The sequence below is a fragment of the uncultured Corynebacterium sp. genome (assembly GCF_937999985.1).
Taxonomy (GTDB): domain Bacteria; phylum Actinomycetota; class Actinomycetes; order Mycobacteriales; family Mycobacteriaceae; genus Corynebacterium.
Map to the genome: position 1 here is coordinate 1 of NZ_CALLDG010000031.1, position 13,370 is coordinate 13,370.

The 13,370-nt window shown below is 63.2% G+C and carries 11 protein-coding genes and 2 pseudogenes; 8 read left to right on the forward strand and 5 right to left on the reverse strand.

The annotated features are described in order from the left end of the window. A pseudogene (locus Q0331_RS01360) lies at positions 1-600 on the reverse strand (2,3,4,5-tetrahydropyridine-2,6-dicarboxylate N-succinyltransferase); the annotation flags it as partial. Positions 601-629: 29 nt separating this feature from the next. Beyond that, positions 630-2,066 carry an amino acid permease gene (locus Q0331_RS01365; protein WP_298074207.1) on the reverse strand — a complete coding sequence of 479 codons (1,437 nt, stop codon included), beginning with the start codon at positions 2,064-2,066 and terminating at the stop codon, positions 630-632. A gap of 137 nt (positions 2,067-2,203) precedes the next feature. Between Q0331_RS01365 and dapE the strand changes: the two genes are divergently transcribed. The 5 genes from dapE to Q0331_RS01390 all read left to right on the forward strand — a co-directional run bounded on the left by dapE (position 2,204) and on the right by Q0331_RS01390 (position 7,387). Beyond that, a complete protein-coding gene (gene dapE, locus Q0331_RS01370) occupies positions 2,204-3,358 on the forward strand; it encodes a succinyl-diaminopimelate desuccinylase (RefSeq protein ID WP_298074209.1) in 1,155 nt (384 codons plus the stop codon). 160 nt (positions 3,359-3,518) lie between these two features. Beyond that, positions 3,519-4,424, forward strand: a complete 906-nt coding sequence (locus tag Q0331_RS01375; protein WP_298074211.1) for a TIGR00730 family Rossman fold protein — start codon at positions 3,519-3,521, stop codon at positions 4,422-4,424. A gap of 50 nt (positions 4,425-4,474) precedes the next feature. Continuing rightward, positions 4,475-4,870, forward strand: coding sequence for a DivIVA domain-containing protein (locus Q0331_RS01380; protein ID WP_298074213.1), 396 nt, complete (start codon positions 4,475-4,477; stop codon positions 4,868-4,870). A gap of 33 nt (positions 4,871-4,903) precedes the next feature. Beyond that, entirely contained in the window at positions 4,904-6,352 is a 1,449-nt protein-coding gene (locus Q0331_RS01385) for a M17 family metallopeptidase (RefSeq protein WP_298074215.1), read from the forward strand. 159 nt (positions 6,353-6,511) lie between these two features. After that, positions 6,512-7,387, forward strand: coding sequence for a methyltransferase domain-containing protein (locus Q0331_RS01390; RefSeq protein WP_298074217.1), 876 nt, complete (start codon positions 6,512-6,514; stop codon positions 7,385-7,387). A 32-nt stretch (positions 7,388-7,419) separates the two neighbouring features. On the opposite strand, the gene Q0331_RS01395 is transcribed toward Q0331_RS01390, so the two are convergent. Then, positions 7,420-8,997: a GH32 C-terminal domain-containing protein gene (locus tag Q0331_RS01395; protein WP_298074219.1), complete on the reverse strand. Its 1,578-nt coding sequence runs from the start codon at positions 8,995-8,997 to the stop codon at positions 7,420-7,422. Positions 8,998-9,024: 27 nt separating this feature from the next. Beyond that, entirely contained in the window at positions 9,025-10,209 is a 1,185-nt protein-coding gene (gene glgA / locus Q0331_RS01400; RefSeq protein ID WP_298074220.1) for a glycogen synthase, read from the reverse strand. Positions 10,210-10,355: 146 nt separating this feature from the next. On the opposite strand from glgA, the gene glgC reads away from it, so the two are divergent. Then, positions 10,356-11,573, forward strand: coding sequence for a glucose-1-phosphate adenylyltransferase (glgC, locus tag Q0331_RS01405; protein ID WP_071057094.1), 1,218 nt, complete (start codon positions 10,356-10,358; stop codon positions 11,571-11,573). Positions 11,574-11,673: 100 nt separating this feature from the next. On the opposite strand, the gene Q0331_RS01410 is transcribed toward glgC, so the two are convergent. Continuing rightward, positions 11,674-12,354: an O-methyltransferase gene (locus Q0331_RS01410; RefSeq protein WP_298074223.1), complete on the reverse strand. Its 681-nt coding sequence runs from the start codon at positions 12,352-12,354 to the stop codon at positions 11,674-11,676. Positions 12,355-12,553: 199 nt separating this feature from the next. Between Q0331_RS01410 and sigE the strand changes: the two genes are divergently transcribed. Together sigE and Q0331_RS01420 are read left to right on the forward strand one after the other, a co-directional pair. Further along, positions 12,554-13,144: an RNA polymerase sigma factor SigE gene (sigE, locus tag Q0331_RS01415; RefSeq protein ID WP_298074225.1), complete on the forward strand. Its 591-nt coding sequence runs from the start codon at positions 12,554-12,556 to the stop codon at positions 13,142-13,144. Positions 13,145-13,234: 90 nt separating this feature from the next. Next, positions 13,235-13,370 (forward strand): annotated as a pseudogene (locus tag Q0331_RS01420) (anti-sigma factor); the annotation flags it as partial.

Here is a 13,370-nt window from a genome sequence, read left to right on the forward strand (position 1 = left end):
GCCGGCGTTGAAGTTGATGAAGCCCTCGTGCATAACGGTCGTGCCCTCAGCCAAGTGGGCACCCAGGCGCACGCGGTCCGCATCGCCGATACGCACACCCGTGGGCACCACGTAATCCACCATGCGCGGGAATTTGTCCACACTGTAGACCGTCACCGGGCCGCGCTCGGCCTGCAGGCGGGCGCGGACAGACTCGAAACCGGGGACGGCGCACGGGCCGTAGTTCGTCCACACAACGTTGCTAAGCAGACCGAACAGGCCATCCAAGTTGCAGCCGTGGGGTTGGATCTTGCGGCCGGAGATTAGGTGCAGGCGCAGGTAGGCGTCGTACGCATCGGCAGGTGCGGCGTCCAGGTCGGCAATGGTAGTGGTCACTGCTACGCGGCGGGTGCCGCGGACCTCGTCTGCGCCGGCGAGGTTGGCCAGGGGACGGAAGGAATCAGGGGCGGAGGTGCTGGCGTCAGTAAGATCGAGCGCCTGCGTGCCCGCCTCGGTGGAACCGGCATCGGCAGAGCCGAGGTCGAACTCGAAGAACCAGGTGTCCAGCACGTCGCCAGAATCGGTCAGAGTGGCAAATCCATTTCCATAAGCAGAAGTCATGGTTGTCGATCCTACATATGTGTTTGAACCTATGCGTTGGAGTCGCTGTCTACGGTGGTGCCCACCGTGGTGTCATCGGCTACCTGCGACACCTGCGTTTTCTGCAGCACCAGACCGATCACACTCAGGACCACAAAGGCGATGGTGACGGTGAGGACCTGCAAGCGAGCGCCGTCGTCGAAGAGCATCAGGACCGTCAGGGCGATCAGCGCCAGGAAGGTTAGCCAGGACAGCACAGGGTAGCCCACCATACGCACGGTCAGGCTGCCGTCACGTTCGAAGGTGGGGCGTAGCTTGATCTGTGCCAACACGATAACCATCCAAATGACCAGCAGGGTGCCGCCGACGGCGTTAAACAGGATGTTGATCAGGTTCTCTGGACCCCACACCTGCAGCGCCACGGAGACGAAAGCGAAGAACAGAGAGCACCATACGGCGCGGTAGGGCACCTTCTGGGCATTTGTCTTACCGAACCATCGCGGCACGTTACGCTCCTGGGAGAAGCTGTACATCAGGCGGCTCGTCGCATAGATCTGTGCGTTGAAAGCGGAAAGCAGCGCCAGGACGATCACGGCCTCCATAATCTCCACGATGCCCGGGATCTGGGCGAGAGCCAGGATGCGGGTGAACGGAGATTCCTCAGCGGACTCGGCCTCACCCAGGGTTTCGAAAGGCAGCAAGGCGGAGATCAGGAAGACACTGCCCAGATAGAACACGGAAATGCGCCAAATGACGGCGCGCACCGCGGCGGCAATCGAGTTCGCCGGATCCTTCGATTCCGCGGCGGCGATCGTTACGATCTCGATACCACCGAAGGCGAAGGCCACGGCCAGCAGGCCTACCGCCATGCCGGAGATGCCGTTGGGGGCGAAGTCAGAGAAGTTGCTCAAGCCAGGGGAGTCGTAGCTGGGGAACAGGCCCAGCAGCAGGCCCGTGCCGATAACCAAGAAAACGATGATGACGGCCACCTTAATGAAGGCAAACCAGTACTCGAACTCGCCAAAGCCGCGGACACCAGCCAAGTTCACGATGGTGAACAGCACCACGCACACCAGGCCGGGGATCCAACCTTCCACGCCGAACCACGCGCCCATGATCGCGCCCGCGCCGGTAATCTCGGCCCCCATCACCATGATCAGCATGAACCAGTACAGCCAGCCCAGAGCAAAGCCATTCCAGCGGCCGAAAGCCATCTGGCCGTAGGTGGCGAAGGTACCGGAGGCTGGGCGAGCGGCGGCGAGCTCACCCAGCATCTGCATGACGGCGATCACCACAATGCCGGCGACAATGTAGGAAAGCAGCACGGCCGGGCCTGCAGCCTGGATGCCCACGCCCGTGCCGAGGAAAAGACCAGCGCCAATGGCCGAGCCCAAGCCCATCATGGTTAGGTGCCGGGTCTCTAGACTGTGACCCAGTTGGTTAGAGGTGCCTTCCGCGGCACCTGAATCGGAGTTTCGAGTCTTCATACCAAAATTAGAACACAACCGTTCTTGTTAAAGGCCAGCATGGGTACTTTTAGCCCCTGTGGCGGGTAGTTTTTCACCCTGCAGATCACCCGCCTGCCCCCGACGGTGAGCTGCCAGCTGGTCTAGGATCGCAAGCAATGAATACTGCAGAGCCTTCAGAATCTTCCAAAACTTCATCGCCTTCCATCGACTTGGTCGCCGGGGCGGTCCCTCTGACCCGCCAGCTCGTTGACATCTACAGCGAGTCGCACCACGAGCAGGAGATCGCCGACGCTGTCGAGCCCGCCCTGCGTGCCATCGAAAATGTAGAGGTCACGCGCCGGGGAAACACTCTGGTCGCGCGCACCCATCGCGGCCTTGGGGATCGGGTGATTCTGGCGGGTCACCTAGATACCGTGCCGCCGGCGGATAACCTGCCCTCGCGCCTGGGGCCGGACCCGGAGACGGGGGAGCAGACCATCTTCGGCCTCGGCTCCGTGGACATGAAGTCGGGCGCCGCCTGCTACGCGCATGCCTTCGCCACTCTGGCGAACTCCCCGGAGCTGGCCTGCGACCTGACGCTGGTGCTCTACGAGGGGGAAGAGGTGGCCACCAAGTACAACGGCCTGAATCACCTGGTGCAGTCCGACCCCGACCTGTTGGCGGGCGATCTGGCGCTGCTGGGCGAGCCGTCCGGGGCGATGATCGAGGCTGGCTGCCAGGGAACCATCCGCGTGAAGGTCACCGCCCTGGGAGCTCGCGCGCACTCCGCCCGCAGCTGGCTCGGCCACAACGCGCTCCACGATCTGGCCCGTGTGCTGGTGCGCGTGGCGGATTATGAGCCGCAGGACGTGGAGATCGACGGCCTGACCTACAAGGAGGGCCTTAACGCCGTCGTCGCCGAATCCGGCGTGGCCACCAACACCATTCCCGATGAGGCCTGGGCTTTCATCAACTTCCGCTACGCCCCGAACCGCAGCGTGGACGAAGCTCTGACGCACCTGTATGGGGTGCTGCAGGTGGGTACGCCCGATAGCCCTGCCGAGGGTTTCTCTGTCTTTCTTGATGACGCCGCAGCCGCAGCCGCCCCAGGCTTGAATCAACCCTTCGCGGCGAAGTTGGTGGAAGCCACCGGTGGGCGGGTGCGCCCGAAGTACGGCTGGACCGACGTGGCGCGTTTCACCGAGCTGGGAATCCCCGCCGTGAACTTCGGCCCCGGCGACCCGGGGCTGTGTCACACGAAGGACGAGCGCTGCCCGGTGGCGCAGATCGAAGAGGTCAGCCGCCAATTGATCCAGTTCCTCTCCCGCTAGCTCCTCTTCCGTCTTTCCCGCGAGTGCCATAGGGGAACGGCGTGTGTTGGGTGGAGGGGTGATGGCGTCATCCATAACGAGCGCCGCGAGCCTGCAACCAGTAGCGTGAGAAGCGCAAAGAAGTATAAAGATCGACCAGACATTTAAGGCACACGAACGCATGATTACCAGCGAAAACAATCGAGAATTCCGGCTCCGCGGACCGATGCTGCTGCGCGGCAAGAGGCACAGCCAGAAGCAGAAGTCGACCACGGATCAGCGACTGCTGGGGGAGCAGGCCAGCATTGATTGGTTGCACACCGATCCGTGGCGCGTGATGCGTATTCAGTCCGAGTTCGTCGACGGGTTCGGTGCGCTGGCGAAGATCCCGAAGGCGGTAACGGTGTTCGGCTCCGCGCGAGTGAAGCCCGGCCACGAGTACTACGAAAAGGGTCTGGAACTGGGACGGCTGATCAACGAGGCCGGCTACGCGACGATCACCGGCGGTGGGCCGGGGCTGATGGAAGCTCCGAACCGTGGCGCGCAGGAATCCGGCGGTATGTCCATTGGGCTGGGTATCGAACTGCCCATGGAACAAGGCATGAACCAGTGGGTGGACCTGGGGCTGAACTTCCGCTACTTCTTCGTGCGCAAGACCATGTTCCTGAAGTACTCGCAGGCATTCATCTGCCTTCCCGGCGGCTACGGCACCCTGGATGAGCTATTCGAAGCACTGGTGATGGTGCAGACGGAAAAGATCCGCAGATTCCCGATAATCCTGATCGGCAAAGACTTCTGGGGCGGGCTGGTCGACTGGATCCACGATCGACTGGTCGAGGAGGGCATGATCTCCCCAGAGGACGTGGACCTGTTCCACGTCACCGATGATCCGGCCGAGGCCGTGCAGATCTGCGTGGACGCACACGATAACCACGTGCGGAAGTTGAAGATCCGCCAGGAGGAACTGGCGCTGGAGCAAGAGCGGATCGACGCAGAGCTGGAGCGTTTCGGTGACGAAGCGGAGTTGGCCGAGGGGTCGATGGAGAATCCGGCAGAAAAACCGACGAAGGAGCCGGGAACCAAGTAAGCCCCCAACAAGCCGCCGAAACGAGCCCTTGAGGCGGTAGATTAATAGGTATGTTTTGGTTGTTGTCTCTCGTCGGAGCGTTCCTAGTCGGCGCGCTCCTGGTTTATCTACTCGGTACTGTGTTCGGCCGCGGTGAGGCGCTGCCGCCCGTGACCGCGGGGAACGCGAAGCTACAGCACTGGGAGAACCTGGAGAACGGCCCGCTGACCGCCGAGGGGATCCGGGACATCGGATTCTCGCTGGAGATTCGCGGCTACAACCAGGCTGAAGTGGACTTCTACATCGACCGGCTCGCCGGACGCATCAAGGAGCTGGAGCAGCAGGTCGGTGGCGCGGCCCACGCCCCGGAGAACCACGCTGCAGAAGATAGCGCTGCAGAAACAAGCATCGCCGAACTAGACGTCGCCGAAGAATACATCGCAGAACCCCGTGAACAGGAGCGTTAAGCAATGGCACCGATCCCAAGCATTCCCCAGAAAGTGACCCGTGTAACGATCGGCCCGCGCGCGGAGGGCTCCGAGATCATTGAAACCCAGGTGAAGGTCGCACCTGGCGCGAACGCGCCGGGCGAGGTCGAGCTGGACGCCTCAGGCCAGTTTGTGGCCTGGGTGCCCACCGAGCCGAGCCGCCCGCTGGACCTCAGCGATGGCCGGGAGTTCCTGGAAGACGGCTGGCGGGGCGCCGGTGCCCGGCTGGTGCGCCGCATCGGCAAGGTCGTCGACGGCCATCCCGTGCGCGCGAAGAAGCACATTGTGCAGGTGCACCTGCCGGAGGAATTCACCCCCGCCAACGTCCGCTCCCTGGTCATCGGCCTGATCGTCGGTAACCACAGCTTCGTCACCACCAATAAGCGCAAGCCCGCCCGCGTGCGCGATGTCCACATCGTGCTGCCGGAAGGCTACGACTTCAACGGTTTCGACACCGCCGACTACGTCGCTGCGGTGAAGGAGGGCAAGGCATTGGGCAAGGCGACCTGCTTGTCCCGCGATCTGGCGAATGCGCCTGCCAACGTGAAGTCCCCGGAGTGGCTGGCCACCCAGGCTAAGAAGGCCGTGGAGGACCTGGACGGTGTGAAGGTGCGCCTGCGCGACGCGGGCTGGCTCAAAGACAAGGGCTTCGGCGGCATTTTGGCCGTCGGCGGGGGATCCTCCCGCCCGCCGATGCTGATCGAGCTGGTGTGGGATCCGCAGAAGGTGGATCAGCGCCGCCGCCGTCGCACCGCCGTGCTGGTGGGCAAGGGTGTGACCTTCGACACGGGCGGTATTAGTGTGAAGCCGGCCGCGGGCATGGACACGATGCGTACCGACATGACCGGCGGGGCCAGCGTCATCGCTGCCTTCCGTGCCCTGGCTGAGCAGCAGGTTCCCCGCAAGGTCGTGGCGCTGATCCCGACGGCGGAGAACATGATTGATGGAAAGTCCTACCGCCCTGGCGACGTGGTGGAACACTATGGCGGCCTCACCTCCGAGGTGACGAACACCGATGCCGAGGGGCGCATGATCCTGGCCGATGCGGTGAGCTACGGAGCCAAGAAATACAAGCCCGCCGCCGTGGTGACCGTAGCGACGCTGACTGGGGCGGCCAAGGTGGCGCTGGGGCTACGCACGGGTGCTGTGTTCTCCGATAACTGGGGCGCTGGCGTCAAACTCGCCCGTCGCGGCGCCATCGTGGGCGAGCGCTGGTGGCCGATGCCGATGCAGGAGTACCTGGAGGAAAACGTGACCTCCAAGATCGCCGACGTGCGCCAGACCCCGAAGGGGCCGGGCGCGACCACCGCCGCGATGTTCCTGCGCCGCTTCACCCGTGGCGTGCCGCTGATCCACCTGGATATCGCCGGCCCGGGCCGCGCGGAATCGACCTACGACGAAGTCACTCCGGTGGGCACGGGCTTCGGCGCGCGCACGCTGGTGCAGTGGTTGATGCATTAGCCGGTTGAAGCGCTAGTTCCAGTGGCGCCCCAGACTGCCCGCGGGTACGCACCAGCCCGATATACATTTCGGGCGGTGGACAGTTTACGATGGGGTGGTCGTTTGTTCGCTCCCGCCTACTGGGAGCCCGTTAGAAAATTTTCAGGAAGGAATCTGTTCGTGCTTGCAGATGTCATTGACCTCCTTGCCGACCCCGTAGACGGTTCGCGCTTGAGCGCCGGTGATGACGAGTGGCGCACCCTGGTTTCCGAATCCGGCCACAGCTATGACGTCGCGCGACAGGGGTATGTAACTCTCGCGGGAGGTTCCGGCCTGCGTTATTCGGGCGACGACGCATCTATGATCGACGCTCGCGAGACCTTCCTTTCCGGCGGACACTTCGCCCCCTTCGTGGAGGCCGTGACCGCCAACGTTGAAAATGTGCTGGACGACGGGAACGTCGCCGCTGAGCACGCCCCGTCGATCGTGGAGATCGGCGCCGGTACGGGTTACTACCTGGCGCACACCCTCGACACGATCGAGCGCTCTCGCGGCGTAGGCATCGACGTTTCTACTGCGGCGGCGAAGCGCCTGGCCACGTCACACTCTCGGGTCGGTGCCGTCGTGGCCGACGCCTGGTCGCGCCTCCCGATTCTTTCGGAAAGTGTTGACGCCATCATGGTTGTCTTCGCACCGCGTAATGCGGCAGAGTTTGCCCGCATCCTTACGCCGGAGGGACAGGTGGTTGTCCTGACCGCGGACGTCGGCCACCTGGGTGAGCTGCGTGAACCGCTGGGCATTCTGGATGTGGAGGAAGGCAAGGTGGAGCGGATGATCAACCAGGCATCCGGCCACCTGGTGCCGGTGGGGGAGCCGGAGCACATCGAGTTCCCGATGCAGCTGGATCAGGCTTCCATTGCCGCGCAGATCGGCATGAGCCCCTCGGCGCGCCACATCCACCCGGAAGTCTTGCAGGAGCGTATCGCCGCGCTGCCGGAGACCATGGAGGTCACGGCCCGCGCAGCCATCACGCGCCTGGCGAAGGCTAACCGTTAGCGCCGCGCTAGCCTCGCGCTGCCGAGTTGTCGCTAGTCCTCGTCGAGGATTCCCTCGGCCACGTCGCGGTCCGCGATGAGGGCCTCGGCCATGTAGCGCTCCTGCTCCTCCGGGGAGGTCAGACCCGCCTGCATCCGCATCAGGTGCCGCCCGGCGGTCTGCATGGAGGAGATGATCTTTGCCCCGCCCGTAGCGCGCACGTCGATATCGGAGATCTGTGAGTGTGCCGGAATTGCGCTGGTGAGCGTCACCGCGCCACCGTCGGCGAAGATCTCGCACACCGGGCCATCGAGGAAGATCGTCAGCGTATCCGAATCCGCATCCTTCAGCGGGGCGGTGCGAGTGTCCACGCCCAGGCGGGTGACGGAGACAGCGTCGTTGGTGTAGCTGATGGTTGCGATGACCTGCCCGGAATCGTCCGTCACGTCGACGTCGACACTGCCCTCGGTGGCATCCAGCTGGGCGGTCCAGAGGAAAGCATAGTCAGAGAACGTGCGCACGGCGGTCGGGGCGCCGACGATGTCCTGGAAAAGCTCGCCGTCCACCAGCGTGAGATAGCGCGGTGCCGACAGGCAGTTCGCCCACTGCCCATCCAGCGAAGGGTGGGCGCCCACCAGGCCGAACATCACTGGGGTGGAGTGATCGATCACGCGGGGGCGCGTGAAGTCGTGGCCAAAGTCGATGACAGTGTAGGGGCTGGTCAGGCTGAACGACGTGCCGCTGAGGTTGCCGACGATGTAGCCCGCGACCTCATCGGATTCCCCAGCGTCGCCGGGGAAGGTCACGAACAGGACGTCGCGGCGGACGGAAGAGCCGGCGTCGACCATAGAAACAATGCGCGGAGCGAACGGGCGGCCGGGGCGCAGGGCGGCCTCGGCGGGCAGCTCGATGGGACCCAGAACGCGCCAGTGCTGACGGTCGGCGGAGCGCAGGACGACGATCTGCGCGTCCTTGTCGCCGGTGAGGGACAGGGCGACCATCAGCCATTCCTCGTCGGGGTTGGCGGGATCGTCGTGACGAATAACGCTGGGGGTCACCAGGTTTTCCACTGGGAAGGCGGAATCGTCGATCTCAATGGGGCCCAGGCGGCGGACGTGGGGATCTGGCAGGCTTGGATCGTCCGAAACCTCCGTGGCCTCCATCAAGTTCGGGATTTCCGCGCGCTCGATGGTGAAGGTGCGCGGGCCGCGCTGACCGTGGGGGATGTCCGCTGCCAGAGCCTGGTCTGCGGATGCCTCGTCCGTGGCGCGGGTGGTGACGAAGAACAGCTCGGCTCCGAGACCCAGTGGGACTGCTGCGCCGGCGAGGACGTCCACCTCGGCGCCGCTGGAGACATTGTTGCCGGCATTTTGAGCAGCATCGCGAGTAGTATCGCCCTGCTCGGGGAACCCCTGGTTCGGAACTACGACGTCGTCGCAGATGTCCCAGTCGTACGTCGCCTCCGAGGCCACCTGGTGCGCCCAGCGTGAACCTTCGGCGGCGCGAGGACGGAACTGGTGGAAAACATGCAGGGCGTGGCCTGTGAAGACGGCGCCTGCCGGGGCTTCCAGCACCCCCGTTTCTGCGGTGACGTGCAGTTCCGGGCGGTGCTTATGGGAGGAAGAATGCATGCTCCCATTCATACCAGCGGATTGTGTTTAAAGCAGGGACCTGTAAACGTCCACGGTCTGCTCGGCGATGGTGGCCCAACTGAAGGTCGTTACCGCGCGCTGGCGGCCGGCCTCACCGAAGGCTCGCACCTTTTGCTGATCCGCCACGAGCGCATTCGTCGCGTCGGCCAGTCCACGTTCGAAGATCTCCGCGTCGTTCTCGTCGTAGTGCACCAGGGTGCCGGTCTCGCCGTCGACGACGACCTCCGGAATGCCGCCCACGTCGGAGGCTACAACGGCCGTGCCGCACGCCATGGCCTCTAGGTTTACGATGCCCAGCGGCTCGTAGATGGAGGGGCACAGGAAGACATCCGAGGCCGACAGGATCTCCTGCAGGTTCGGCTTCTCCATCATTTCCTTCACCCAGTAAACGCCGTCGCGCTCCGCCTGCAGCTTTTCAACCAGCGCGGTGACCTCGGCCTCGATCTCCGGGGTATCCGGCGCGCCGGCGCACAGGACAACCTGGATCTCTGGATCGAGGTGAGCGACTGCCTTAAGCAGGTGGGGCACACCCTTCTGTCGCGTGATGCGTCCGACGAAGGAGACGATGGGGCGATTGGGATCGACGCCCAGTTCCGTGAGTACGGATCGATTGCCAGCCTCCACTGCAGCCTCGAAAGTTGGGCGGGGTTGCCACAGCTCGGAGTCGATACCGTTGAGAACCACGTGGATGCGGTCCGGGTCGATGGCCGGGTATGCGTCGAGGATGGATTCCTTCATCTTGGCGGACACGGCGATGACAGCATCCGCGTTTTCCATTGCGTTTTTCTCCGACCAGGAGGAGACGTCGTATCCGCCGCCGAGTTGCTCGCGCTTCCACGGGCGGTGCGGCTCCAGGGAATGCGCGGTGGCCACGTGGGGGATGCCGTTTAGCAGGCCGCCGACGTGGCCTCCCAGGCCGGTGTACCAGGTGTGGGAGTGGACAACTTCGGCGTCACCCAGAGAGTTCGCCATGCGCAGGCCGGTGGAGAGGGTCTTGATGGAACCGTTGGCCTCGGCAAGCTCCGGATCTACGCCGTGGACGTAGACATCTTGCTCCTCGCGCGGCCCGCCCATGCAGTGCACGTCCACGTGCTCGAGCTTCCGCATGTAACGAACCAACTCGGTGACGTGCACGCCGGCACCACCGTAAATCTCTGGGGGATATTCCTTTGTCAGCATGGCGATACGCATGTCTCCAGATTAACCACGCGGGGCGCTACGTGTCCTGGCAACCAAACTGGCTGTTCATCACGAGTAACTAATTAGGGGGCACCGGGTGGTTACCCGATTGGCTGCTTGGCAAGCAAAAGTAAAGCTGTGTCGCTAGGTTGGAAAGTGTGAAGAGCAGATCGAACGTCCTGTCCATTGTCCTTGCCGGTGGCGAGGGGAAGCGCCTTTACCCTTTCACCGCTGACCGCGCTAAGCCCGCCGTCCCCTTCGGCGGTAACTATCGCCTGATCGACTTCGTGCTATCTAACCTGGTCAACGCCGGTTACTACAAGATCTGCGTGTTGACTCAGTACAAGTCGCACTCCCTTGACCGCCACATCTCTCAGTCGTGGCAGCTGTCTGGCCTGACCGGCCAATACATCACCCCGGTTCCGGCGCAGCAGCGACTGGGCAAGCGTTGGTTCACTGGTTCTGCGGACGCAATTCTGCAGTCCCTCAACCTGGTGTACGACGAGCAGCCGGATTACATCATCGTGTTCGGTGCGGATCACGTCTACCGCATGGACCCGGAGCAGATGGTGCAGGAGCACATCAATAGCGGCGCTGGAGTGACCGTCGCTGGTCTCCGCGTTCCGCGTCACGAAGCAACGGCGTTCGGCGTGATCCAGGCGGACGATAACAACAAGATCGAGCAGTTCTTGGAGAAGCCTGCAGAGCCGCCGAGCGTGCCGGACGACCCAGAGGTCTCCTTTGCCTCCATGGGTAACTACGTCTTCACCGCGCAGACGCTGATTGACGCGCTGAAGGAGGACTCCGAGGACGAGAATTCCAACCACGACATGGGCGGCGACATCATCCCGCGCCTAGTCGACCGCGGGGAGGCATACGTTTACGATTTCTCCAACAACTACGTCCCGGGCGAGACCGAGCGCGACAAGGGCTATTGGCGCGACGTGGGTACAGTTGATGCGTTCTACGAGGCCCACATGGACCTGATCAGCGTGCACCCGGTGTTTAACCTGTACAACCAGCAGTGGCCGATCCACACCGCGGAGACGGGCAACCTGCCGCCCGCGAAGTTCGTCAAGGGCGGCATTGCTCAGTCCTCGATGGTTTCGGCGGGCTGCATCATCTCCGCCGGTACGGTGCGCAATTCCGTTCTGAGCGAGAACGTGATCGTGGAAGAGGGAGCCTCTGTCGAAGGCTGTGTGATCATGCCGGGCGTGCGCATCGGCCGTGGAGCCGTCGTGCGCCACGCAATCATCGACAAGAACGTTCAGGTTTCCGCAGGCGAGATCATCGGCGTGGATCGTGCCCGTGACCAGGATCGCTTCACGATCTCTAAGGGTGGCGTGGTCTGCATCGGCAAGAACGTGGTCGTCTAGCGCTGTTGTCTAGCGCGGTCGTAAAAAGCGAACCGCACCGGGAAGAACCGCACTGGGAAGAATCCCCGCACCCTGCAAGACTGGGCGCGGGGATTTCTTGTTAGCTGGTTTTGGTGATCAGCGTGGCGCCGGCGCCGAGGGGGAGTCGGGCGACCTTGGCGTTGTCCAGCTCGCGGAAGAACTGATCTGCCTCGCGGGCGCGCACGGTCTGCCGGTCAGTGTGGCTTTCGTCGCCAACCAGGCCGTCCATCAGGCTATCCAGCAGGATCAGTACGCCACCGGTGCGCAGGGCGGGGAGCGTGGATTCCACGATGGCCGTGAACTCCTCCGTGGCTGCCTCTGCGACAGCGATGTCGTAGCTATCGTTCGCCAGTCGGCGAATAACATCCAGCGGTGCGCTGGGGAGGAAGCGGAAGGTATTTGGGCGCTGGCCTGCGTTGGCGAAAGCCTGCTTGGCCAGCTGCTGGTGCTGCACCTCCGGCTCGATGCAGGTCAGGTGGCCTTCCACCTGGGCTGCGCTCAGCCCCTTAAACAGGTGCAGGCCAATCACGCCGCTGGCGGGGGAAACAATAATGCCGGTGGGGGTGTGCCCCTGGGCGGCGGCGTTCGCGCCAGCGCGGGTGGCGATGAACTCCAAGAACTCGGCAGTCATCGCATCGGGGGTGAGCAGACCGAACTCTTCCGCGGCCTCGACGGCAGCGGTGGTCACCTCGTCCGGCTCGGTGGTCGCCCGGACGTACTCACGGATGGCCTCAATGGGGGAAGATGATGCAGCATTCACGCTTCCACACGATAGGCCAGGAATGCGTCGATGTTGTGCTTGCCTTCGGCATGTCAAGCGGTGGCGTCAAAAATAGAAAAGAGAGTAAACAGAAGTGACCGAAGTGACGAACTCTCTTTGTTCCCCAGATAGGGGTAAAATCCTCACAGGAAACTGCCAGGTGAGTAGCACAACTTTTTGAGGACGATTAGCCATAATTATGGTCATGAGCGCAGACCAGAAACCCGTTCCGCGAACCACCGCCGAGTTCGACGCAGGAACAGGTGAACTTCCAACCTGGGGGGAGCTGGTCGAAGAGCACGCCGACAGTGTGTACCGCCTGGCCTACCGGCTCGCGGGTAACCAGCAAGACGCAGAAGACCTCACGCAGGATACGTTCATGCGTGTCTTCCGCAGTCTGAAGAGCTACCAGCCGGGCACCTTTGAAGGGTGGCTGCACCGCATCACCACCAACCTGTTCCTCGACATGGTTCGGCGCCGCGCGAAAATCCGCATGGAGGCGCTGCCGGAGGATTACGACCGCATCGAAGGCGGCATCGCCGACCCCGTGGCGACGTTCGAGCTCAACAACCTCGACCCGGCGCTGGAGCAGGCGCTGGATCAGCTGGCTCCCGAATACCGCGTGGCGGTCGTCCTGTGCGACGGGCTGGGCATGAGCTACGACGAGATTTCCCAGACCCTCGGCATCAAGATGGGCACCGTCCGCTCCCGCATCCACCGCGCCCGCGCGCAACTTCGGGGTAACCTGGAGCGTAACCAAGGCGAACTGGTTTTCACCGGCCAGGCCTAGGTCGGTCTAGGTCTGGCTTAGCTGTTACCGGTAGCTAAGAAACTTCGAACGCAACCGCAACTGGGACATGCAGAAAGGCAGGTAGGGCACGTGACATCTTTCGTAGAGAATTTTCCGGGGGAGCTGTCCGTAGACCACCTGTCCACCGAAGCCATCGCCGCGCTGGTTGATGGGGAGCTTTCCCGCCGTGCCGAACACCGCGCGAAGATCCACTTGGTGCACTGTG

Coding starts and splice junctions, on each gene's coding strand:
- Q0331_RS01395 (WP_298074219.1), bottom strand. CDS start 8,997: ATGCATTCTTCCTCCCATAAGCACCGCCCGGAACTGCACGTCACCGCA.
- glgA (WP_298074220.1), bottom strand. CDS start 10,209: ATGCGTATCGCCATGCTGACAAAGGAATATCCCCCAGAGATTTACGGT.
- sigE (WP_298074225.1), top strand. CDS start 12,554: ATGGTCATGAGCGCAGACCAGAAACCCGTTCCGCGAACCACCGCCGAG.
- Q0331_RS01375 (WP_298074211.1), top strand. CDS start 3,519: ATGATTACCAGCGAAAACAATCGAGAATTCCGGCTCCGCGGACCGATG.
- Q0331_RS01380 (WP_298074213.1), top strand. CDS start 4,475: ATGTTTTGGTTGTTGTCTCTCGTCGGAGCGTTCCTAGTCGGCGCGCTC.
- Q0331_RS01365 (WP_298074207.1), bottom strand. CDS start 2,066: ATGAAGACTCGAAACTCCGATTCAGGTGCCGCGGAAGGCACCTCTAAC.
- dapE (WP_298074209.1), top strand. CDS start 2,204: ATGAATACTGCAGAGCCTTCAGAATCTTCCAAAACTTCATCGCCTTCC.